General features: G+C 67.2%; 21 protein-coding genes. 11 read left to right on the top strand and 10 right to left on the bottom strand.

Translation table 11 applies throughout. The annotated features are described in order from the left end of the window. Window positions 1–377 precede the first annotated feature (377 nt). Together AC1DJN_RS03010 and AC1DJN_RS03015 are read right to left on the bottom strand one after the other, a co-directional pair. Window positions 378–1,178, bottom strand: a complete 801-nt coding sequence (locus tag AC1DJN_RS03010) for an ABC transporter permease (protein WP_088101854.1) — start codon at window positions 1,176–1,178, stop codon at window positions 378–380. Further along, entirely contained in the window at window positions 1,175–2,143 is a 969-nt protein-coding gene (locus tag AC1DJN_RS03015; protein ID WP_051501690.1) for an ABC transporter ATP-binding protein, read from the bottom strand. The genes AC1DJN_RS03010 and AC1DJN_RS03015 overlap by 4 nt, the downstream gene beginning before the upstream one ends. An 84-nt stretch (window positions 2,144–2,227) precedes the next feature. Here AC1DJN_RS03015 and AC1DJN_RS03020 point away from each other — a divergent pair, with 84 nt between their 5' ends. Next, window positions 2,228–2,977, top strand: a complete 750-nt coding sequence (locus tag AC1DJN_RS03020; RefSeq protein ID WP_080149594.1) for a ferredoxin--NADP reductase — start codon at window positions 2,228–2,230, stop codon at window positions 2,975–2,977. A gap of 17 nt (window positions 2,978–2,994) precedes the next feature. On the opposite strand, the gene AC1DJN_RS03025 is transcribed toward AC1DJN_RS03020, so the two are convergent. From AC1DJN_RS03025 to AC1DJN_RS03040, 4 genes are all read right to left on the bottom strand, one after another. Beyond that, a complete protein-coding gene (locus AC1DJN_RS03025) occupies window positions 2,995–3,276 on the bottom strand; it encodes a DUF1883 domain-containing protein (RefSeq protein WP_025877572.1) in 282 nt (93 codons plus the stop codon). Between the two features lie 87 nt (window positions 3,277–3,363). Continuing rightward, complete coding sequence (locus AC1DJN_RS03030; protein WP_280884149.1) at window positions 3,364–4,536, bottom strand: lytic polysaccharide monooxygenase; 1,173 nt, start codon at window positions 4,534–4,536, stop codon at window positions 3,364–3,366. 215 nt (window positions 4,537–4,751) lie between these two features. Continuing rightward, a complete protein-coding gene (locus tag AC1DJN_RS03035; RefSeq protein WP_478038824.1) occupies window positions 4,752–5,921 on the bottom strand; it encodes a lytic polysaccharide monooxygenase in 1,170 nt (389 codons plus the stop codon). A 236-nt stretch (window positions 5,922–6,157) separates the two neighbouring features. After that, window positions 6,158–6,643, bottom strand: a complete 486-nt coding sequence (locus AC1DJN_RS03040) for a DUF1203 domain-containing protein (RefSeq protein WP_312965074.1) — start codon at window positions 6,641–6,643, stop codon at window positions 6,158–6,160. Window positions 6,644–6,914: 271 nt separating this feature from the next. On the opposite strand from AC1DJN_RS03040, the gene AC1DJN_RS03045 reads away from it, so the two are divergent. Genes AC1DJN_RS03045 through AC1DJN_RS03055 form a run of 3 tightly spaced genes read left to right on the top strand, consistent with a single transcriptional unit; the run spans window position 6,915 to window position 10,365 of the window. Continuing rightward, window positions 6,915–8,441 carry an alpha/beta hydrolase gene (locus AC1DJN_RS03045; RefSeq protein ID WP_032976837.1) on the top strand — a complete coding sequence of 509 codons (1,527 nt, stop codon included), beginning with the start codon at window positions 6,915–6,917 and terminating at the stop codon, window positions 8,439–8,441. Then, window positions 8,438–9,184 (top strand): ABC transporter ATP-binding protein, encoded by a 747-nt coding sequence (locus AC1DJN_RS03050; protein ID WP_025877565.1) that lies wholly within the window; start codon window positions 8,438–8,440, stop codon window positions 9,182–9,184. The genes AC1DJN_RS03045 and AC1DJN_RS03050 overlap by 4 nt, the downstream gene beginning before the upstream one ends. Then, window positions 9,181–10,365, top strand: a complete 1,185-nt coding sequence (locus tag AC1DJN_RS03055; RefSeq protein ID WP_478038826.1) for an ABC transporter permease — start codon at window positions 9,181–9,183, stop codon at window positions 10,363–10,365. Before AC1DJN_RS03050 ends, AC1DJN_RS03055 begins: the two co-directional genes overlap by 4 nt. Before the next feature lie 72 nt (window positions 10,366–10,437). Here the strand turns inward: AC1DJN_RS03055 and AC1DJN_RS03060 are convergent, their stop codons facing one another. Beyond that, window positions 10,438–11,241 (bottom strand): AraC family transcriptional regulator, encoded by an 804-nt coding sequence (locus AC1DJN_RS03060; RefSeq protein WP_442251312.1) that lies wholly within the window; start codon window positions 11,239–11,241, stop codon window positions 10,438–10,440. A 75-nt stretch (window positions 11,242–11,316) separates the two neighbouring features. Between AC1DJN_RS03060 and AC1DJN_RS03065 the strand changes: the two genes are divergently transcribed. Then, the gene (locus AC1DJN_RS03065; protein ID WP_105164841.1) at window positions 11,317–11,571 is read left to right on the top strand and encodes a hypothetical protein; all 255 of its coding nucleotides are present in this window, start codon (window positions 11,317–11,319) and stop codon (window positions 11,569–11,571) included. Window positions 11,572–11,645: 74 nt separating this feature from the next. On the opposite strand, the gene AC1DJN_RS03070 is transcribed toward AC1DJN_RS03065, so the two are convergent. Next, window positions 11,646–12,653, bottom strand: coding sequence for an energy transducer TonB (locus AC1DJN_RS03070; protein WP_478038829.1), 1,008 nt, complete (start codon window positions 12,651–12,653; stop codon window positions 11,646–11,648). Window positions 12,654–12,854: 201 nt separating this feature from the next. Further along, window positions 12,855–13,481 (bottom strand): TIGR00645 family protein, encoded by a 627-nt coding sequence (locus AC1DJN_RS03075; protein ID WP_478038831.1) that lies wholly within the window; start codon window positions 13,479–13,481, stop codon window positions 12,855–12,857. A 113-nt stretch (window positions 13,482–13,594) separates the two neighbouring features. Here AC1DJN_RS03075 and AC1DJN_RS03080 point away from each other — a divergent pair, with 113 nt between their 5' ends. The 4 genes from AC1DJN_RS03080 (at window position 13,595) to AC1DJN_RS03095 (ending at window position 19,143) form a co-directional block, all read left to right on the top strand. Further along, on the top strand, window positions 13,595–14,284 hold the full coding sequence (locus AC1DJN_RS03080) for a glutathione binding-like protein (RefSeq protein WP_033832494.1): 690 nt from the start codon (window positions 13,595–13,597) through the stop codon (window positions 14,282–14,284). A 213-nt stretch (window positions 14,285–14,497) separates the two neighbouring features. Further along, window positions 14,498–16,723 carry a S9 family peptidase gene (locus AC1DJN_RS03085; protein WP_442251313.1) on the top strand — a complete coding sequence of 742 codons (2,226 nt, stop codon included), beginning with the start codon at window positions 14,498–14,500 and terminating at the stop codon, window positions 16,721–16,723. Window positions 16,724–16,748: 25 nt separating this feature from the next. Then, window positions 16,749–17,264, top strand: coding sequence for a cytochrome c oxidase assembly factor Coa1 family protein (locus AC1DJN_RS03090; RefSeq protein ID WP_032976843.1), 516 nt, complete (start codon window positions 16,749–16,751; stop codon window positions 17,262–17,264). A gap of 76 nt (window positions 17,265–17,340) precedes the next feature. Then, complete coding sequence (locus AC1DJN_RS03095; protein ID WP_478038833.1) at window positions 17,341–19,143, top strand: DUF885 domain-containing protein; 1,803 nt, start codon at window positions 17,341–17,343, stop codon at window positions 19,141–19,143. 73 nt (window positions 19,144–19,216) lie between these two features. Here the strand turns inward: AC1DJN_RS03095 and AC1DJN_RS03100 are convergent, their stop codons facing one another. After that, window positions 19,217–19,675: a hypothetical protein gene (locus AC1DJN_RS03100; protein WP_025877548.1), complete on the bottom strand. Its 459-nt coding sequence runs from the start codon at window positions 19,673–19,675 to the stop codon at window positions 19,217–19,219. 181 nt (window positions 19,676–19,856) lie between these two features. Between AC1DJN_RS03100 and AC1DJN_RS03105 the strand changes: the two genes are divergently transcribed. Next, complete coding sequence (locus AC1DJN_RS03105; RefSeq protein WP_032952021.1) at window positions 19,857–20,105, top strand: hypothetical protein; 249 nt, start codon at window positions 19,857–19,859, stop codon at window positions 20,103–20,105. A 123-nt stretch (window positions 20,106–20,228) separates the two neighbouring features. Further along, window positions 20,229–21,146, top strand: coding sequence for a bestrophin family protein (locus AC1DJN_RS03110; RefSeq protein ID WP_478038836.1), 918 nt, complete (start codon window positions 20,229–20,231; stop codon window positions 21,144–21,146). Window positions 21,147–21,161 lie beyond the last annotated feature (15 nt).

The raw sequence follows: 21,161 nt of genomic DNA on the forward strand, positions 1-21,161 counted from the left end.
ATATCCATCAGCTCACAAACGAAAAGAGCCGAGCAGATGCTCGGCCCCATCGCGAATGTTTCATCCACGCATGGCGTGGATCTACTGTGTCGACCAGGGTCGACACCCACCAACAGCAGCACGGACGCCGTTCCGACAGCAGCGGAAAACTGTCGAAGGCGGGGTGGTGTCGGGTTGCGGGGTGTCCGCGCCATGGATGGCGCGGCCAAGCCTACAMGGAYGTACTTGCGGCGTCCCCGCAACCCGACACCATCCCGCCATCCCACGGATATCTCGTTTTTGACGTTGACGTTGACGTTGCTGTTGCTGTTGCTGTTGCCGGCCAGCGGCCGGCACTACCAGTGCGGGTGCAGGGTCGCAGGCCCTGCAGAACATCCTCAGCTGCGCATTCCCACGCCACGGCGCAACAACCACAGCGCCAGCGCCGTCAGCACCACCACGAAACCGATCATCAGCGCATACGCCACCACCACCGGCACATCGCTGCTGCCCAGCAGGCCATAGCGGAACGCGTTGACCATGTAGAAGATCGGGTTCGCGTGCGTGGCCGCCTCCGCCCATGGCGGCAGCAGCTTCACCGAATAGAACACGCCGCCCAGGTAGGTCAGCGGAGTCAGGATGAAGGTCGGCACGATCGCCACGTCATCGAACTTCTTCGCATACACCGCGTTGATGAAGCCGGCCAGCGAGAAGATCGTCGCGCCCAGGATCACCGTGGTCAGCGTCACCAGCGGATGCGGGATGCGCACCGGAGTGAAGAACATCGCGATGATCAGCACGATCACGCCCACCATCAGGCCACGCAGCACCGCACCGGCCACGTAGCCCCACAGGATCACCCAGTTCGGCATCGGGCTGACCAGCAGCTCTTCCACGTGGCGGCCGAACTTGGCGCCGAAGAACGAGGAGCTGATGTTGCCGTAGCTGTTCTGGATCACGCTCATCATCACCAGGCCCGGCACGATGAACTGCATGTAGGTGTAGCCGCCCATGTCACCCACGCGCGAACCGATCAGGCCGCCGAAGATCAGGAAGTACAGGGTCATGGTGATCGCCGGCGGTACCAGGGTCTGGCCCCAGATGCGCATGATGCGGGCGACTTCGCGGCGCACGATGGTCATCAGTGCGATGCGGTTGCGCTGGCCGTCGGTCAGGACCGGGGTCGGGGTGCTGCTCATGCGGACGTCTCCTGGTTGCCGGTGAGGCGCACGAACAGTTCCTCCAGGCGGTTGCTCTTGGTACGCATCGAGCGCACGCGGATGCCCGCCGCGTTCAGTGCCTCGAACACGCGGTTGAGGTCCATCGCACGTGGCATGTCGATGTCCAGCGTATGGCCGTCGGTGGCGGTCAGGGTTGCCCCCTCGATCACCGGCAACTGGGCGGGCAGGGTGCCGTCGATGTCCAGCAGGAAGCCTTCCACGTCAAGCTTGGCCAGCAGTTCGCGCATCGGGCCCTGGGTGACGATCTGGCCGTGGTCGATGATGGCCAGGTTGCGGCACAGGTGCTCGGCCTCTTCCAGGTAGTGGGTGGTGAGGATGATCGTGGTGCCGGCGGCGTTGATCTCCTTCAGCACCCGCCACATGTCGCGGCGGATCTCGATGTCCACGCCAGCGGTCGGTTCGTCCAGGATCAGCAGGCGCGGCCGGGTCATCATCGCGCGGGCGATCATCAGCCGGCGCTTCATGCCGCCGGACAGGGTGCGGCTCATCACCTGCGCCTTCTCCCACAGGTGGGCGCGCTTGAGCTCGACTTCGGCCATCTGCTCGGCTTCGGCGCGCGGCACGCCGTAGAAGCCGGCGTAGTTCACCAGGATGTCGAAGGGCTTTTCAAACAGGTTGAAGTTGATCTCCTGCGGCACGAGTCCGATCAGGCGCATGGTCGCGCTGCGGTTGCGCACCAGGTCGCTGCCGAACACTTCCACCTGGCCCTCGCTGAGGTTGACCAGGGAACTGATGATGCCGATCAGGGTGGACTTGCCGGCACCGTTCGGGCCCAGCAGGGCGAAGAAGTCGCCCGGGGCCACTTCCAGCGAGACCCCTTTCAGGGCCTGGGTGCCGTTGTCATAGGTTTTACGCAGGTCGCGCACGCGCAGGGCGGGCGCCGTATCGTTCAGGGAAGCCAAGCTCGATGCCTTCGCGCCCATGGGCTGGCGCTGGAGAGGGGCGGGGAAGGTCTATTATAGAAGACCCCGAGGGCTTGCCCCGGCTACACACTGTCCCGAAAAGTCGTGCCTGTCCAATTCCCCATCAAACTGGTCGACCGCCGCATGCTGGCGCCCTCCATCGGCCATTACCAGTTCGTGCGTGACGACGGCCAGCCGCTGGATTTCCAGCCCGGCCAGTTCATCCAGGTCCATTTCAGCTACGCCGATGGCACCGAAACCAAGCGCAGCTATTCGCTGGCGACCATCCACGACCACGCGCTGGGGCCAGGCGAGGCGGTGGATATCGCGGTCAGCTTCGTACCCGGTGGCGCCGCCACGGCGCTGTTCGAGGCGCTGGACATCGGCGGCCAGGTCAGCGCGTCCGGTCCCTACGGTCGGTTCTGCCTGAACCCGGGCGACCACAACGGCCGCTACCTGCTGATCGCCACCGGTACCGGCGTCACCCCGTACCGCTCGATGCTGCCGTTGCTGGCAACGGCGATGGCCGAGCGTGGCGTGCAGGTGGTCCTGTTGCAGGGCGCACGCAGCCCGGGGGAACTGCTGTACAGCGAAGACTTCTACAGCTTCGCCGAAAAGCACCCGAACTTCCGTTATGTGCCTTGCCTGTCGCGGGAACTGCCGGCCGAGCCGCACCCGGACGTACACCATGGCTATGTGCAGCAGGCGCTGGCGGCGTTCACGCCGGACCCGGCCACCGACATCGCCTACCTGTGCGGCAACCCGGACATGGTCGACGCCTGCGCCGAAGCGCTGAAGGCGGCGGGCCTGGGTAATCCGCAGATCCGCCGCGAGAAGTACGTCAGCAGCAAATAAGACCGCTGCCGCCGGGATCAGGCAGGTGGCAAGGGGCGCGGCAGCACCTGCACCGAGGCTTGGGTGCTGCCCGCCAGTCCGGCCATGTCTATGGTCAGATGCCATGGGCCCGAAGAGGGCACCGTGAGGTGGAAGGGTGACGTGCTGACCAGCCCGCCGTGGAACTGATGCCTTCGCCCATTCCGGTAACTGGCCAGATTGCTTGGTGTCATCAAGCGCACGTTGGCGGCGCGGGTCAGAGTGATTTCAATCACGTCACCCGCCTGCAGGATTCCAAGATCCCATTTCAGGTAGTTCATCTGCTTCTGCCCTCTGGATGGCCGTTGCGAGTGCAGGCCGCGGTGATCAGTGGAGGCAGCCAGCGGCTGCCTCCGGCTCCTACCCGGTCAGTACGGCACCCACGCATCGCGCCAGGCCGAACCCACGCCCGGCCGGTAGGCCTCGGCGTTGACGTTGCACCACGCGCCTTCCGGGAACGGGCGGCAGGCGTACAGCTTGCCGTCGGTGCCCTTCACCACGGTCTCGCCGGGCTTGTAGCTGCCAAGTCCGGCCGGGTACACGAAGTCGTAGTCGCCACCCGGCGGTGGATCCACAGGATCGACCGGATCCGGAACGCGCGTGTCGAGCTGGAACCGATGACCCGGCTTCAGATAGACGCGGTTCTCGGTGGCCGAGGCGATCGGCCTGATCACACCATTGTCCATCACACCAACGCGCGCCTGCTGTGCACTGGCGTTGACCGCATGGGCCAGAGCCAGCGGCCACTGGTTCGCCGCAGTCTGGCCGGCGGCCAGGGTGATCTCCGGGCGCTCCAGATCGTTGCCTTGGGCGTTGAACACGCGCAGGGTCAGGGTGGTGCCCACTTCCAGCGCGCCGCGGGCGGTGACCGGACCGGCATCCTGCCATTGCGGTGGCGGCTCGACGCCACCGCCTCCCTCGAAACGCACGTCCATGCAGGTATAGAAGGCCTCGGCCGAATCCGAGCGCTGCCAGGTGTTGTAGATCAGGTGCTGGCCGCTGCGCTGGGGCAGTGGGCAGTCCAGCTTGTAGACACCGCCCGCGGACAACGGGACGTCGCCCAGCGTGCAGAACTCCTGCAGGTCGGCCCAGCGCAGCGGGCTGCCCGGCTGCCAGCCATCGCGGGTGACGTAGAACTTCCATTCGCGGGTGGCATGCGGGGCAGAAGCAAGAAATTCAAAGGTGTAACGGCCGTTGCCATCGGCGCGGATCGGCGTGGTCGACCAATCGGACCGGTCCAGATCCAGGCCGCGGTACTTGCTGTTGCCACCGCTGCACAGCTCGCCGTCGGGAACGACTGCCTGGTGGTTGCCATTGGCATTGGCCTGGTTGATGCCGGCCCAGTCGTAGAAGGGCTGTGCGCCGCCGATGTCCTTGGCCGCAGCACAGGCGGGGTTGGTCGGCTGCTCTGGATTGCCCTGGTAGCAGGCGTACACCCGGCTGGTGGGTTTGGACATGGTGCCGTGTGCCAGCGCGCTGGCAGAGGCGCCCAGGCTGGCGATGGCAGCCACCGCGAGAGCAAGTCGATTGAGCGGTTGCATGATGGGGTCCTGTGGACGGTGGAAGGTCCAGCGAGTCTCCACACGATGCACAGCGCCAACCATTCAACGATTCCGAAAAGCTGCAGGCTGCGACGGGATGTGCAGTGCCTGCGCGAACGGGTTAACACTTCAAGCCGGACCCGCAGGCCTGCCTCTGCCCCATTGCAGAAGCGGGGCGGCACACGCGCGCCGCCCCCGCTCAGTCACTCAGTCACTCAGTACGGCACCCAGGCATCGCGCCAGGCCGAACCCACACCCGGCCGGTACGCCTCGGCATTGAYGTTGCACCACGCGCCTTCCGGGAACGGGCGGCAGGCGTACAGCTTGCCGTCGCTGCTCTTCACCACGGTCTGCCCGGGCACGTAGCTGCCGATACCGGCCGGATACACATGGTCGAAATCACCGCCGGGTGACGGTGTACCCGGATCTGGCACCTTGGTGTCCAGCTGGAAGCGATTGCCATCCTTCAGGTACACGCGGTTGTCGGTGGCCGAGGCAGTGGGCGTGATCGCGCCGTTGCTGAGTACGCCGACGCGCGCATGCTGGGCACTGGCGTTGACCTTGCGCGCAAGCGCCAACGGCCACTGCGCCGGCGTGTTCTGGCCTGCGGCCAAGGTGGCTTCCACGCGTTCCACGTCGTTGCCGTTGGCATTGAACACACGCAGCGCCAGGGTGGTGCCCACCGGCAGCTCGGTACGTGCAGTCACCGGCCCGGCATCCTGCCACTGCGGCACCGGCGTGGTACCGCCGCCGCCTTCAAAGCGCACGTCCATGCAGGTATAGAACGCTTCGGTGGAATCGGCGCGCTGCCAGGTGTTGTAGATCACATGCTGGCCGCTGCGCTGCGGCAGCGTGCACTGCAGCTTGTAGGTGCCATCGGCCGACAGCGGCGTGTTGCCCAGCGAGCAGAATTCCTGCAGGTCGGCCCAGCGCAGCGGGCTGCCCGGTTGCCAGCCGGCGCGGGTGACGAAGAACTTCCAGTCGCGCGTAGCGTGCGGGGCGGTCGCCTTGAACACGAAGGTGAACCTGCCGTTCGCATCGGGCTGGATCGGTGTGGTCTGCCAGTCGCTGCGCTCCAGGTCCAGGCCGCGGAAGGTCGGGTTGTTGCCGCTGCACAGCTTGCCGTCGGGCACCACGGCCTGGTGGTTGCCGTTGGCGTTGGCCTGGTTGATGCCGTTCCAGTCGTAGAACGCCTGCGAGCCGGCCACTGCCTTGGCGGCCGCGCAGGCCGGGTTGGTGGGGTTCTCCGGGTTGCCCTGGAAGCAGGCATAGACGCGGCTGACCGGGGTGATCATCGTGCCGTGTGCAGCGGCGTTGCCGGCAACGCCAACACCGACGCCAACGAAGACGGTGGCCAACAGCAATGGGGTGTATCGCAGAGACATGGCGCATCCTTGTGGTCGTCGAAGGGAGCGGTGACCGCAGCACCCACGCCGTATCGCGCGACGGACGATGAGCGGTACCGTCGCGAGTATCGAGCTGCAACACGCAGTGGGAAACCACGTCAATGCCGATCCGTGACTACGTGTGTGAAGCCCTTCCCGCAGGCTTCACGCCACACTGAACGAACACGCTGGCGGTCACGCCTGCGGCGCGGCGACGATCACGTTCCCGTGCAACGTCATTGCCGCGGGTGGCCGACCCGATCCACCTGGCACGAAAAGCATCCATGTCCTGCGTTGTGCAGCTGCACAAAGGCCACCGTTGTATCGGCGAACAGCCGGTCCAGGTGCGTGGCAACCTCGGTGCCCTGGCAGACCAGGCCGCTCAGCATGAAGTCCGCGCTGTCATAGGCGCGCACCGAGATCAGCCGCCGCTGCACGTAGGCAGGTACCACGCCTGCTGGCAGCACGCAGCGGGTTGCACCGCGCTGCACGAAGATCGGGCCCGAGGCGCGGTATGGCGAATGCGTGGCCAGGTGTGTGTAGGGCAGCAGAAGCAGTTCTGCACCGGCAGGCGCGTCGGTCAGGCTGACCCTGCAGGGGTAGCCGCCGCTGTCGCCGGCGCGCCGGCGCACGATTCCCCGCGCGGCCAGCGCATCATCGCTGGATTCGAAAAGCGTCTCGAACGGCTGGTGGTCGATGCCACTGAGTTGCCACGGATGCATGGAGTGTCTCCTGGTTCTGCGCGCATTCTGCCGGCGCCACGGGCCGCCTGCTCGCCATTTTCCGCCACCTGATCGCGCTGGCCGATACCGCCCTGTACCGGGCAAAGGCCGAGGGTCGCAACCGTCTGGTGGCCGTGCCGACGCCGGCCCAGGACATCCGCCTGTCGCCGCCAGCGTCCGGCGCGTGTAAGTTGGGTCACATTCGATTGGTCACATCTGCCGCGGCACACCGTCGTGGTGGACAGGAATATCCCCAGGGGAATCACGCACGATGCAAAGACACCATTTCGCGCGGGCCGGGTTGCTGGCCAGCATGCTGATTGCCGGCTGCAGTGCACCGCCGCAGGCAGGGTCCGACGGCGCGGGCGATACACCCAGCCGCCGCTACGGCCAGATCGATTTCCGCCCCTGCACGCTGGCCACCGAAGGCGCCAATGCCAACGTCGAGGCGCAGTGCGCGACGTTCCAGGTGCCCGAAGACCGGAGCAGGCCGGATGGCCGCAGGATCGATCTGCGCGTGGCCTGGCTGGAGTCGGGCAACAGCGGTTCGGGCCTGCCGGACCCGGTGTTCTTCCTGGCCGGCGGGCCTGGCCAGGCGGCCAGCGAGGTGGCCGTCATCGTCGATACGGCACTGCGCCAGGTGCGCAAGCAGCGCGACATTTTCCTGATCGACCAGCGCGGTACCGGCGGCTCCAATCCGCTCAGCTGCCTGGGCGCGGACGGCAAGGAGCTGCCGATGGATGAAGACGCTGCGCCCAGCGAGGCGCTGCTGCGCGAGTACGCGGAGCGCTGCGCTGCGTCGCTGAAGGGCCGTGCCGATCCGCGCTTCTATACCACCGCCGAAGCCATCGCCGATCTGGACGCGGTACGCCAGGCGCTGGGCGCCAACACGCTGAACCTGGTCGGTGGCTCGTACGGCACCCGCGTTGCCCAGCGCTACGCGGCCGCGTACCCGCAGCACACCCGCAGCATCGTGATCGATGGCGTGGTACCGAACGAGCTGGTGGTCGGCGGCGATTTCGCCACGACCTTCGACAACGCGATCACCCTGCAGTCCGAGCAGTGCCGCAAGGATGCTGTCTGCAGCAAGCGCTTCCCGGTCGACACCCGTGCGCAGCTGCGCAGCGTGGTGGAAACCCTGCGCCGCGCGCCGGTCACGGTCGACTACCGCGACCCCGGCACCAACGCACCGCGGCAGGACGTGCTGACCCCGGACAGCGTGGTCGGCCTGGCGTTCGCCTTCTCCTACGTACCGCAGTACTCCTCGCTGTTGCCGCTGGTGCTGGATGAAGCGGCACAGGGTCGCTATGCACCACTGGCGTCGCTGGCGCGCGGTGCGACCCGCAGCATGGATTTCCAGATCAACCGCGGCATGCAGTGGTCGGTGATCTGCAGCGAAGACGCTCCGCGCTACCAGGCGCCGGTCGAAAGCAGCGACAGCCTGGTCGGCCCGGAAGTGGCGCGCGCGTTCTTCGCCGCCTGCCCGGTGTGGCCGCACCAACCGGCTGCGGCGGCTGCGGCAGTGCCGCTGCACAGCGACCTGCCAGTGCTGCTGCTGTCCGGCGAACTGGACCCGGTGACGCCGCCGCGTTACGCCGAGCAGGTGCTCAAGGGCCTGCCGAAGGGACGCGCGCTGGTTGCCCGCGGCCAAGGCCACGGCACCCTCACCGCCGGCTGCATGCCACGCCTGCTCGGCCAGTTCATCGACACCACCGATGCCAAGGCGCTGGATGCCAGCTGCCTGGACACGCTGAGCTACGTGCCGGCGTTCACCTCGTTCAACGGATGGGCCCCATGATCGTCGCCGACAACCTGCACAAGGCCTTCAATACCCGCACCGGTCGCATCCAGGCGGTGGCCGATGTCGGCTTCCGCGCCGAGGATGGCCGCATCACCGGCCTGCTCGGGCCGAACGGCGCCGGCAAGACCACCACCATGCGCATGCTGTACACGCTGATGACGCCCGATGAAGGCAGCATCACCGTCGATGGCATCGACGCGGCCCGCGATCCGGTGGAAGTGCGTCGCCACCTCGGCGTGCTGCCGGATGCACGTGGCGTCTACAAGCGGCTGACCGCACGCGAGAACATCGCCTACTTCGGCGAGCTGCATGGCCTGTCGGCGTCGCGCATCCGCGAACGCATCGAGGTGCTGTCGCATGCGCTGGACATGGCCGACATCCTCGATCGGCAGACCGATGGCTTCTCACAGGGCCAGCGCACCAAGACCGCCATTGCCCGCGCATTGGTGCACGACCCGCGCAACGTGATCCTTGATGAACCCACCAACGGCCTGGACGTGATGACCACCCGCGCGCTGCGCCGCTTCCTGCTGGGCCTGCGCGAGGAAGGGCGCTGCGTGATCCTGTCCAGCCACATCATGCAGGAGGTCGGTGCGCTGTGTGACCACATCGTGATCATCGCCAAGGGTACGGTGATGGCCGCCGGCAGTGCCGATGAACTGCGCGCGCAGTCCGGCGAGCCCAACCTGGAAGATGCGTTCGTGAAACTGATCGGCAGCGAAGAGGGCCTGCACGCATGAGCATGATGTCGACCCTGATGACGGTGATGCGCAAGGAACTGCGCGACCTCTCGCGTGACCGCCRCACACTGCTGCTGACCCTGCTGTTCGGCCCCGTGCTGTACCCGCTGCTGATCCTGGGCATGGGCAAGCTGGCTGAAAGCCGCGTGCGGATCCAGATCGAACAGCCGCTGCAGATCCCGACCATCGGTGCGGAGAATGCGCCGAACCTGGTGCGCTTCCTGGCGGCGCAGGGATTGAACGCCGCGCCGGCACCGAAGGATCTGGCCGAAGCGATCCGCTCGCAGGAGATCGACGTCGCCCTGCGCATCAGCCCCGAGTTCGGCAAGGACTGGGCCGATGGCAAACCCGCGCTGGTGGAAGTGATCCGTGACAGCACCCGTCGCGCCGCCGAAGTGCCCAGTGCACGCCTGCAGGCGGCCCTGGCAACCTACAACGGTCAGGTTGGTGCGCTGCGGCTGATGGCGCGTGGCGTCGACGCACAGGTTGCACGACCGCTGGATGTGGCCACCCAGGACATGGCCAGTGCCGAGGCCAAGCGCGGCATGATGCTGTCGATGCTGCTGCCGGTGCTGCTGACGCTGACCTCGTTCATCGGTGGCGCCTACCTGGTGATGGATGCCACCGCCGGCGARCGCGAACGGCAATCGCTGGAGCCGTTACTGGCGACCCCGGGTTCGCGCAGTGCCATCGTCAGCGGCAAGATCGCCGCCGCCTGCGTGGTCGGCTTCGCCTCGTTGCTGCTGACCTTGATCGCGTTCAAGGCCAGCGCACAGATCGCGCCCGGCAACGTCGGCCGGCAGCTCAACATGAACATCGGCTCGATGCTGCAGATGCTGCTGGTGATGGTGCCGATGCTGCTGATCGGCACCTCGTTGCTGACCTTCCTCTCGGCCGCGGCCAAGAGCATGAAGGAAGCGCAGAGCCACATGACCTGGCTGGTGCTGCTGCCGATGCTGCCCGGCTACGCGCTGATGGCTTACCCGGTGAAGAGCGAGCTGTGGCAGTACGCGGTGCCGTTCCTGTCGCAGAACCAGATGCTGCTGAAGGTGATCCGCCACGAGGTGATCAGCCCGACCATCTGGGCGATCTACCTCGGCGCCAGCCTGGCGCTGGCCGCCGTGCTGTGGTTCGCCGCCGTTCGCCGCTACCACAACGAGCGGCTGGCGATTTCCGGCTGAGTGGAACCGGTAGCGCCGGGCCATGCCCGGCGGATGTGGCACGAGGCCCGGTCATGCCGGGCCTCGTGCATTTCAGCGCTGTGAAGCGTTTCCGTCTGCATACCGCGCCGGCGTCACTCCCATCTCGCGCTTGAATACCGCGATGAAGGCGCTGGGCGTGTCGTAGCCCAATGACAGCGCCACGGTGGTGACGGATTCACCGGCCAGCAATCGCGGCAGGGCCAGCAGCACGCGCAGGCGCTGCCGCCAGCGGGTCAGGGTCATGTTCGTTTCGGCCTGCCAGCGGCGGGCGAGGCTGCGACTGGACAGGCCGCTGGCGGCTGCCCAGTCCTCGACGGTGCGGGTGTCATGTGGCACACGTGCCAGGGCGGCGGCGATGCGGCGCAGGCGGCGGTCGCTGGGTTGCTGCAGCGCAAGTGGCAACGGCGTGCCTGCAGCGATCTCATCGGCGATCACCCCGGCCAAGCGCTGTTGCCGCGCATCCAACGCCTGCCCGCACCAGTGCAGTGCCCGCGGCACTGCCACCTGCAGCAGGTCGCTGGGCTGGAAGATGCGCGGTGCGGTGGGCAGGTCCGCGCAGGCCGCCTTGCTGAAGTACAGGCTCCAACCATCGAAGCTGCCGATGCTGGAAAGCGCATGCGGGTGCTGCGGCGGAAGCCACGCCACGTGCCCGGCCGGAAGCAGCCAGTGGGTGTCGCCCACCTCGATCCGCAACAGGCCGGTGTGGGCGCCCAGCAGTTGCCCGCGCGCGTGCTGGTGGCGGGCGGTGCGCCGTGAACCCGGCATCGCCAGCTGCGTGCCGAGCAGGGCCGGCCCCTCACTGGCATCGGCCAATGCAGGATCGATCAGTGGTGTCTGGAGTGTCTGTTCTGCCATATCGATTGGCAGTTATACGGCAGAACGGTCGGTGGCGAGCGTCGACACTGGGCGTCCACCTCCCAGGAGCRCGCCATGCAGCCGCACGACATCCTTCCCGACCACCAGAACGAGGTGCAGGTGAACGGCCTCACCGTACGCAAGGGCAGCGTCGGCGCCTTTCTCGCCACCGTGCGGGAGTGGCAGGACCCGGCCCGTGATGCCGACCTCCGTGCCGCCGCCGAAGCTGATCTGCGCGGCCTGCTGCCCGGGCTGCACGCGCTGGGCCTGTTCCAGGTGCTGACGGCGCGTGATCCTGCGCTGCAACGGTTGATCGACAGCGCAGCCTGAAACGCACAAGGCCCGGACATGCCGGGCCTTGCTCCAGAACCGCCGGGCGCGGCCCGGCGCTACCGCCTTGGGCATCAGCCGCCCGGTGCGAACACCAGCGTGCGGCGGGTGGTGACCGGGGCCGTGACCGGTTCGAAGCGCCAGCGCTTGACCGCGTTGAGGGCTTCGCGATCAAAGACACGCGATGGCGTGGCGCGCAGTACGCGCGCATTGGTCACCGAGCCGTCGGTGCCGACGGTGATCTCCACCAGGACTTCGCCGGAGGTACCCGAACGCAGTGCTTCGGCCGGGTAACGCGGGGCTGGCGTGCTGACCGGGCGCAGGCTTGGCGCAGCGGCGGTCGCGGCCTGGCGGGCGGCGTTGGCCTGCTGCGCAGCGGCCTGCTGCTGCTTCTGCTCGGCATCGCGACGCGCGGCAGCCTGGCGCTCGGCTTCCTGGCGCTCGCTGTCACGGCGGGCAACGTCCTGCTGCGCAGCAATCTGCTTGGCCGCTTCGGCTTCCTTGGCACGCTGTTCGGTCAGGCGCTGCTGCTCGGCCAGCTGCTTGGTGCGGTCTTCAGCGTCCTYCTTGACCTTCTCGGTCTCGTCTTCGGTGCGCTTGGCGGCAACCTGCACGCCCTTGGTCAGGCCTTCCTTCAGGCGCGGCAGGGCCGGGGCCGAGGCATCGACCTTTTCGATCAGGGCGACCAGCCGCTGCGCTTCAGTGAAATCCTCGCGGCCCAGATGCTGCTCGGCGGCGATCAGGGTGTAGGGCAGAAGATCGGTCAGCGCGCTCTTCACCGAGGCATCGTCCGGCGTCTTGTCGCGCAGTGCCAGGTAGTACTCGATGGCATTGTCGCCGGCCGGGGCGTACATGCGGTTCTCGCGCAGTGCCTGGCTGGCCGATTCGCGCAGCTGCTCGGTACCCATCGACTGCACCTTGGCGGCCACTGCCGGTGCGGCTGGTGCTGCAGCGGCGGGAGCGGCGGCGCCCTGCGCGGCCGGAGCCGGTGTTTCATCCTTGCCCGAGCAGGCAGCCAGGGCCAAAGCCAGAGCGACCGGCAACCACCGGCGCGCGGCAGCGATCATTGCGACGTGCGACATCCTGCTCCCCTCTAAGAAGACGACGTTACGAAAAACGTAGATACGCATGGCCGGGACGCAAGGTCCGGGCGTGGCGGGGGACGTTTCCCAGCGTCACCGTCGCCTGTAGCGAGGGTGCAATCTAGCATCCCGGCCTCACCTGCGCACAAGGGCAGGCGTAGCGGGCCGGTGGCGGCACAGGGACCGCCACCGGGATTGGGATCAATGGACGGCAGACTTGCCGTGGCTCTCAGCCTTGTCGTGGCTGCCGGACATCAGCTTGTCGGTCCACGCGATGCCGATGGCCGACAGGATGAACACGCAGTGGATGATGGTCTGCCAGAGGACGCCRTCGGCCGTCAGCATCGAGCAGCGCGCTACGCCGATGTTGGCGGCAGCCACGCTCATCTGCTCCGGGGTGCACAGCGGGATACCGCCCAGCGCGCCGGTGGCGATGAACGTCTTCAACAGATGGATCGAGGAGATGCCGATGATCGCCATCGCCAGCTTCACCTTCAGCACGCTGGCGTTGACGTGGCTCAGCCATTCCGGCTGGTCCGGGTGGCCTTCCAGGCGCAGGCGCGAGACGAAGGTTTCATAGCCGCCGACGATCACCATCACCAGCAGGTTGGAGATCATCACCACGTCGATCAGGCCCAGCACGATCAGCATGATCTGCTGCTCGCCCATCGACACCGAGTGCGAGATCAGGTGCCACAGTTCCTTGCCGAACAGGAACACATAGACGCRCTGGGCAACGATCAAACCCAGGTACAGCGGCAGCTGCAGCCAGCGCGAGGCGAAGATCAGGGTGGACAGCGGGGAGAGCGGCGGACGGTTTGCACTCATGCGGAGGATGCTGCGTTTCGGGGGAGAGGCGAGGTTACCGGCCCGCCATGACGGTGCCAAGCCAACGCACGCACTAGACTTCAGGTTCCTTTCCGTACCCCAGAGCCGCCGCCATGATCGACCTGTATTACTGGCCTACCCCGAACGGCCACAAAGTGACCCTGCTGCTGGAAGAAGCCGGCCTGGAGTACCGCATCCATCCGGTCAACATCGGTTCGGGCGACCAGTTCAAGCCGGAATTCCTGGCCATTTCCCCCAACAACAAGATGCCGGCCATCGTCGACCACGCCCCGGCCGACGGCGGTGCCCCGCAGAGCGTGTTCGAGTCCGGTGCGATCCTGCTGTACCTGGCCGAGAAGACCGGCCGCTTCCTGCCAGCCGACCCACGTGGCCGCGTCACCACCTTGGAATGGCTGTTCTGGCAGATGGCCGGGCTGGGCCCGATGAGTGGGCAGATGGGCCACTTCAATGTATACGCGCCGGAGAAGATCCCGTACGCGATCGAGCGCTACGACAATGAAGTGCGCCGCCTGCACGGGGTGATGGACAAGCGCCTGGCCGAGCACGCCTTCCTGGCCGGCGAGGAGTACACCATCGCCGACATGGCCAGCTACCCGTGGGTTGGCGCCTACGACAAGCTGCCGGCGGACTTCGACGCGTTCCCGAACCTCAAGCGCTGGCACCAGGCCATCGCCGCCCGCCCGGCGACCCAGCGCGCCTATGCGCTGCGCCAGCAGGTCAACCCGGACGCGGGCAAGCCGCTCAGCGACGAAGAGCGCAGGCACCTGTTCGGCAAGCGCTGAGGATTCAGCGCAGGCCGCTGCGCTCGCCGGGCATGACCCTGCGCTACCCAGCCCGCCAACGGTAGCGCCGGGCCATGCCCGGCGGATGTGCTTTGCTCGGTCCCTGCCATGGGCAGAAGGTCATGCTGTCTTCCTGCACCGCCTTGGTTAGGATGGACGCTGACCGTCCCGCGCCTGTCGCGGTGGCGGACCTGCCGTTTGCCGGGACCCTCCATGCGCCATCTGTTCGCCTCGCTCGCCCTCATGCTTGCCACCAGTACCGTCGCCCACGCTGAAAAACTCACCCTGGAAGCCATCACCGGTCCGCTGCCGTTGTCCGGCCCGACCCTGATGAAGCCGAAGGTGGCGCCGGATGGTTCGCGCGTGACCTTCCTGCGCGGCAAGGACAGCGACCGCAACCAGCTGGACCTGTGGAGCTATGACATCGGCAGCGGCCAGACCCGCCTGCTGGTGGATTCGAAGGTGGTGCTGCCCGGCACCGAAACCCTCAGCGACGAGGAAAAGGCCCGCCGCGAGCGCCAGCGCATCGCCGCCATGACCGGCATCGTCGACTACCAGTGGTCGCCGGACGCGCAGCGCCTGCTGTTCCCGCTGGGCGGCGAGCTGTACCTGTACGACCTCAAGCAGGAAGGCAAGGCTGCGGTGCGCCAGCTGACCCACGGCGAAGGCTTTGCCACCGACGCCAAGCTGTCGCCCAAGGGCGGCTTCGTCAGCTTCATCCGCGGCCGCAACCTGTGGGTGATCGACCTGGCCAGCGGAAAGCAGATGCAGCTGACCGGTGATGGCAGCACGACCATCGGCAACGGTATCGCCGAATTCGTCGCCGACGAAGAGATGGATCGCCATACCGGTTACTGGTGGGCACCCGACGATTCGGCCATCGCCTACGCCCGCATCGATGAAAGCCCGGTGCCGGTGCAGAAGCGTTACGAGGTCTATGCCGACCGCACCGATGTGATCGAACAGCGCTACCCGGCCGCCGGCGATGCCAACGTGCAGGTGAAGCTGGGCGTGATCTCGCCGGCCGAACATGCGCAGACGCAGTGGATCGACCTTGGCAAGGAACAGGACATCTACCTGGCCCGCGTCGATTGGCGCGATCCGCAGCACCTGAGCTTCCAGCGCCAGTCGCGCGACCAGAAGAAGCTCGACCTGGTGGAAGTCACCCTGGCCTCGAACCAGCAGCGCGTGCTGGCCCACGAGACCAGCCCGACCTGGGTGCCGCTGCACAACAGCCTGCGTTTCCTCGATGACGGCAGCGTGCTGTGGTCGTCCGAGCGCACCGGCTTCCAGCATCTGTACCGCATCGACAGCAAGGGCAAGGCCACCGCGCTGACCCACGGCAACTGGTCGGTGGATGAACTGCTGGCGGTCGATGAAAAGGCCGGCCTGGCGTACTTCCGTGCCGGCATCGAATCGGCGCGCGAAAGCCAGATCTACGCCGTCCCGCTGCAGGGGGGCCAGCCGCAGCGCCTGTCGAAGGCGCCAGGCATGCACAGCGCCAGCTTCGCGCGCAACGCCAGCGTGTACGTGGACAGCTGGTCCAACAACAGCACGCCGCCGCAGATCGAACTGTTCCGCGCCAGTGGCGAGAAGATCGCCACCCTGGTCGAGAACGATCTGGCCGATCCCAAGCATCCGTATGCACGCTACCGCGACGCGCAGCGCCCGGTCGAATTCGGCACGCTCACCGCGGCCGACGGCAGGACGCCGCTGAACTACAGCGTGATCAAGCCGGCAGGCTTTGATCCGGCCAAGCGCTACCCGGTGGCGGTGTACGTGTATGGCGGCCCGGCCAGCCAGACCGTCACCGACAGCTGGCCTGGCCGTGGCGACCATCTGTTCAACCAGTACCTGGCCCAGCAGGGCTATGTGGTGTTTTCGCTGGACAACCGCGGTACCCCGCGCCGCGGCCGTGACTTCGGTGGCGCGCTGTATGGCAAGCAGGGCACGGTGGAAGTGGCCGACCAGCTGCGCGGCGTGGCCTGGCTGAAGCAGCAGCCGTGGGTGGACCCGGCGCGCATCGGCGTGCAGGGCTGGTCCAACGGCGGCTACATGACCCTGATGCTGCTGGCCAAGGCGTCGGACAGCTACGCCTGTGGCGTGGCCGGCGCACCGGTCACCGATTGGGGCCTGTACGACAGCCACTACACCGAGCGCTACATGGACCTGCCGTCGCGCAACGACGCCGGTTACCGCGAAGCACGCGTGCTGACCCACATCGAGGGCCTGCGCTCGCCGCTGCTGCTGATCCACGGCATGGCCGACGACAACGTGCTGTTCACCAATTCGACCAGCCTGATGAGCGCGCTGCAGAAGCGCGGCCAGCCGTTTGAACTGATGACCTACCCCGGTGCCAAGCACGGCCTGTCCGGTGCCGACGCACTGCATCGCTACCGCGTTGCCGAAGCTTTCCTGGGGCGTTGCCTGAAACCTTGATCATCATCCGGGAAGGAGCCCGCCCATGACCCTGCCGCCGCCGATTCCTGCGCCCTCCACCCTGGCTTCCGGCTGGTGGTGCCGGCATTGGCGTTGGGCGATGCCGTTGGCGGTGCTGCTGTTCCTGGCCGCACTGGGCGGCGCCATCGCCTGGAGCCTGCTGCGCTGGACCGAGGCCGCGCACGACAGTGCGCCGATGCGCGAGGCCATGCGCCGCGCCGGCTGCAGCGTCGAACTGGTGCAGGTGTTCGGGGAACCGCTGCAGGCCGGCACGCTGCCGCTGGGCAGCATGCAGACCGCCATCAACGGCGAGCGCGACGTTGGCCTGACCGTGGCGCTGGAAGGGCCGCATGCGCACGGCCGCCTGTTCGTGAAGGGCACCCGCAGCGACGACGTGTGGGATTACCCGGTGATGTACGTGCTGGCCGAAGACAAGCAGACCTTCGACCTGAGCGCGCTGGATGATGCCGAGGCGGCCGGCGAATGCGAACTGCAGGCCTGTCGCGATCGTGGCGAATGCGCGCTGACGGCAGCGTTGTAGATGGCGTGACCTCCGGCCGATTGTCGCCACCGCCGTGAGCGCGTAGGGTGCGGGCAACCCTGTCCTGGAGTGCTCCATGAAGCCGATCGCGCTTGCCATCGCCCTGGCCCTGACCGCCGCCCCGCTGCTGTCGGCCCCACCGGCCCTGGCCGCACCGGCCGCCAAGGCCTCCACGCCGGCCAGCCCGGCCTGGGTCGCGCGCAGCAATGCACTGGCGCAGATCCTGCTGGATGCGCAGGGGCCGTTCCAGCCCGAGGAGACCGGCTTCTTCGGCGTGCCCGGCTATGACGACAAGGTCGCCGACCTCGGCCCGGACAACGACCAGCGCTACCGCGCCGCGATGGCCAAGGCCCGCGACGAACTGAAGGCCAAGCTGGCCAGCGAGAAGGATCCCAACGTCCGCCAGGACCTGGAGATCATGATCGCCGCCGCCAATCAGAGCATCGAAGGCAGCGAGCTCAACCAGAAGTACCTGCTGCCGTGGCGTGATGCGCCGCAGAGCGTGTTCAGCGGCCTCAACCTGCTGCTGTCCGACCAGGTGCCGGCCGAGCGCCGGGCCAAGGCGGTCGATCGCCTCAAGGCGTATGCGGGCCTGCAGCCGGGCGGCACCGCGTTCACCACGCTGGCCCGCCAGCGTTACGAAGAGCGGTTGAAGGACAGCACGCTGCTGCAGCCGACGAAGATCGAAGTGCAGCAGTCGCTGGACAACGTCGAGACCTACATCACCGGCATCGAGTCGTTGCTGAAGAAGTACCAGGTCACTGGTGCCGACGAGGCGATGAAGGCGCTTGCCGCACAGATGAAGGACTACGCCGCATGGACCCGCAAGGAGGTGCTGCCGAAGGCACGTGCCGATGCGCGCCTGCCGGCTCCGCTGTACGCCTACCAGCTCAAGCAGGTCGGCATTGATATCGACCCGAAGCTGCTGATGCAGCGCGCGCAGCTGGAGTTCATGGAAACCCGCTCGGCGATGYGCCAGCTGGCGCCGCTGGTGGTGAAAGAGAAGGGCCTGAAGGTCAGTGATCCGAGCGACCCGGTGGCGGTGATCCGTGCGCTGAAGGGCGAGAAGATTGCCGATGACCAGCTTGAAGGCCACTACCGCAAGGTGATCGATGCCATCGATCCGTTGATCCGAGAACACCGCATCGTCGACGTGCCGCAGCGCGCGATGCAGATGCGCTTGGGCTCGGCTGCCGAAAGCGCTGCCAGCCCGGCACCGCACTTCCTGCCTGCGCCGCTGGTCAACAACACCGGGCAGCAGGGCACCTTCGTGCTGCCGCTGGGCAACCCGGCCGCCGGTGCGGGTGCGCAGTACGACGACTTCAACTTCGGTTCGGCGGCCTGGACGCTGAGCGCGCATGAAGGCCGCCCGGGCCACGAGCTGCAGTTCACCGCGATGGTCGAGCGTGGCGTGTCGCTGGCGCGCACGATGTTCGCGTTCAATTCGGTGAACGTGGAAGGCTGGGCGCTGTATGCCGAGGCGGAGATGGTGCCGTACGAGCCGCTGGACGGGCAGATGATCGCGCTGCAGTTCCGCCTGCTGCGTGCCGCCCGCGCGATGCTGGACCCGATGCTCAATCTCGGCCTGACCGACCGTGCCAACGGCGAGCGCGTGCTGATCGAGCAGGTGGGTCTGTCCAAGGCGATGGCCACCCAGGAACTGGACCGTTACATGGTGCGCATGCCGGGCCAGGCGGGCAGCTACTTCTACGGCTACACCCGCATCCTCGAACTGCGCATGCAGACCGAGCTGGCACTGGGCGCGAAGTTCGACCGCTTGGCGTTCAACAACTTCCTGCTCGACCAGGGCCTGTTGCCGCCGGACCAGCTGGCCGAAGCCGTGCAGCAGCAGTTCGTCCCGAAATACAGGAAGAACTGACCGGTAGTGCCGGCCGCTGGCCGGCATTGCCTTTGCCTGCGGTTGCCGGCCAGCGGCCGGCACTACCGCCACGTCAGCGCTGCGGGGTGATCGTCTGCGTCGGCAGGCGTGCCGGCGGCGCCGGATCCGGTACCCAGATCGCCACGCCGGCGGCGCGCTTCTGCGTCGTCGGTATGCCGATGCCCACGCCGCCGCCCACGTGCGAACCGTAACTGCCGGCACCCACCGACATGCCGACCGGCGAGCCACTGCTGCCCACGCCCATCAGGATCACGCCGTTGGCACCCAGTGCAGCCGCTTCGCGCTTGAGGCGAGCCACAGCGGCATCGGTCTGGCCCTGCGTGCCGAAGCCCACCGCCGAAGACGATTCCAGCTGGGCGATTTCCTGCGAACCGGCGGGCGGCGTCGAATAGATCTGCACCTGGGACGGATCGATCGGCGCGCGGGCGCGGCCCAGCATGACTTTGGAGGTACTGGCGCAACCGGCAACGGTCAGCAGCATGGCCGCCAAGGCGACCCAACGGATGTTCATGGCGTATACCCCTGTAGGACTGGTTCGGATCATCAGCCGGGCACTCTGAATCGGCGCCAACATCGGGGCTCGACCCATGGCCGCACGCTAGCACGGGGCCGGTGAGGCTGACGGCAACGGCGGTAGGCGGCACTGCCTGGAACGGCTATGGTTGGCGCATGAACAACCACGGGAGGGCGCTATGGGTGTGATCAGTCTGTTGTGGGGCGTGCTGGCGCTGCTGTGGATGATCCTGGCGTTGATACCGCTGCTGGGCTGGGGCAACTGGTTCCTGATCCCGTTCGCCGCGGTCGGCGCGATCATCGCCGCGCTCGGCATCCTGTTCACCCACCCCAGCAAGCGCGGCCGGGCGTGGACCGGGCTGATCCTGAACGGCATCGTGGTGGTGGTCGGCATCCTGCGCCTGGGGCTGGGCGGCGGCGTGATCTGAGCCGGCCGGGCCGGTGCGACCGGGCGTCGCAGGGACACGGCCGCCGGCCGGGCAGGGAGTAGAATGGGCGGCTGCGCGAGCCCCCCGCGTGCCTGTCGAACCGCGCCCTGCGCGGCTGCTCCCATGATCATTCGTTCCCGCCCCCACGGCTGGCAACTGCTGTACATCCTGCGTGGCTCCATCGTTCCGGCGATCGCGCCGAAGGTGCTGGCCATCCTCATCCTGTCCATCGCGGTCGCCGCGGTGGTGGAGCTGGCGCCGCCAATCGGCATCGAGCGCGTTTCGGTCACCCCGTTCACCCTGCTCGGCCTGGTTCTGTCGATCTTCCTCAGCTTCCGCAACAGCGCCTGCTACGACCGCTGGTGGGAGGGCCGCAAGCTGTGGGGCCAACTGGTGTTCGAATCGCGCTCGCTGGCGCGGCAGGTACAGGTGCTGCTGGCCGACGACGCGCCGCGCCGCCAGCGCCTCGGCTACCTGACCACCGCCTTCGCCCATGCACTGGCCGCGCGCCTGCGCGCCCGCGACGTTGCGCTGGCGGCGGTGCCATGGCTGGACGAGGAACAGCGCGGGCAGCTCGCCCAGCGCGGGAACGTGCCCGATGCGTTGCTGGCGATGATCGCCGCCGAACTGGCCCAAGCCCGTCGCGCCGGCACGCTCGATTCCATTCTTTACGTCCAGCTGGAAGAGCGCCTGCACGCGATGTCCTCGATCCAGGCTGGCTGCGAACGCATCCTGACCACCCCGCTGCCGTTCGCCTACACCCTGCTGCTGCACCGCTGCGCGTGGATGTTCTGCGTGCTGCTGCCGTTCGGCCTGGCCAGCTCGCTGGGCTGGGCCACSCCGGTGSTGTCGGCGGTGCTGGCMTAYGCCTTCTTCGGCCTGGACCAGCTGGGYGAAGARATGGAAGACCCGTTCGGCCTGGAGCCGAACGACCTGCCGCTGGACGCGCTGGTGCGCACCATCGAGATCGACCAGCTCGACGCCCTCGGCGAACGCCCGTTGCCCGCACCCCTGCTGCCGCAGGGCTACCTGTTGCAATAGCCACTCCCCGGAGCC

The organism is Stenotrophomonas sp. 05L414_2 (assembly GCF_056397905.1).

What these genes read in the sequence shown, in the direction of transcription:
- AC1DJN_RS03010 (WP_088101854.1), bottom strand. Translation starts at nt 1,178, where the DNA reads ATGAGCAGCACCCCGACCCCGGTCCTGACCGACGGCCAGCGCAACCGC.
- AC1DJN_RS03015 (WP_051501690.1), bottom strand. Translation starts at nt 2,143, where the DNA reads ATGGGCGCGAAGGCATCGAGCTTGGCTTCCCTGAACGATACGGCGCCC.
- AC1DJN_RS03025 (WP_025877572.1), bottom strand. Translation starts at nt 3,276, where the DNA reads ATGAACTACCTGAAATGGGATCTTGGAATCCTGCAGGCGGGTGACGTG.
- AC1DJN_RS03030 (WP_280884149.1), bottom strand. Translation starts at nt 4,536, where the DNA reads ATGCAACCGCTCAATCGACTTGCTCTCGCGGTGGCTGCCATCGCCAGC.
- AC1DJN_RS03040 (WP_312965074.1), bottom strand. Translation starts at nt 6,643, where the DNA reads ATGCATCCGTGGCAACTCAGTGGCATCGACCACCAGCCGTTCGAGACG.
- AC1DJN_RS03045 (WP_032976837.1), top strand. Translation starts at nt 6,915, where the DNA reads ATGCAAAGACACCATTTCGCGCGGGCCGGGTTGCTGGCCAGCATGCTG.
- AC1DJN_RS03050 (WP_025877565.1), top strand. Translation starts at nt 8,438, where the DNA reads ATGATCGTCGCCGACAACCTGCACAAGGCCTTCAATACCCGCACCGGT.
- AC1DJN_RS03060 (WP_442251312.1), bottom strand. Translation starts at nt 11,241, where the DNA reads ATGGCAGAACAGACACTCCAGACACCACTGATCGATCCTGCATTGGCC.
- AC1DJN_RS03065 (WP_105164841.1), top strand. Translation starts at nt 11,317, where the DNA reads ATGCAGCCGCACGACATCCTTCCCGACCACCAGAACGAGGTGCAGGTG.
- AC1DJN_RS03080 (WP_033832494.1), top strand. Translation starts at nt 13,595, where the DNA reads ATGATCGACCTGTATTACTGGCCTACCCCGAACGGCCACAAAGTGACC.
- AC1DJN_RS03085 (WP_442251313.1), top strand. Translation starts at nt 14,498, where the DNA reads ATGCGCCATCTGTTCGCCTCGCTCGCCCTCATGCTTGCCACCAGTACC.
- AC1DJN_RS03090 (WP_032976843.1), top strand. Translation starts at nt 16,749, where the DNA reads ATGACCCTGCCGCCGCCGATTCCTGCGCCCTCCACCCTGGCTTCCGGC.
- AC1DJN_RS03100 (WP_025877548.1), bottom strand. Translation starts at nt 19,675, where the DNA reads ATGAACATCCGTTGGGTCGCCTTGGCGGCCATGCTGCTGACCGTTGCC.
- AC1DJN_RS03105 (WP_032952021.1), top strand. Translation starts at nt 19,857, where the DNA reads ATGGGTGTGATCAGTCTGTTGTGGGGCGTGCTGGCGCTGCTGTGGATG.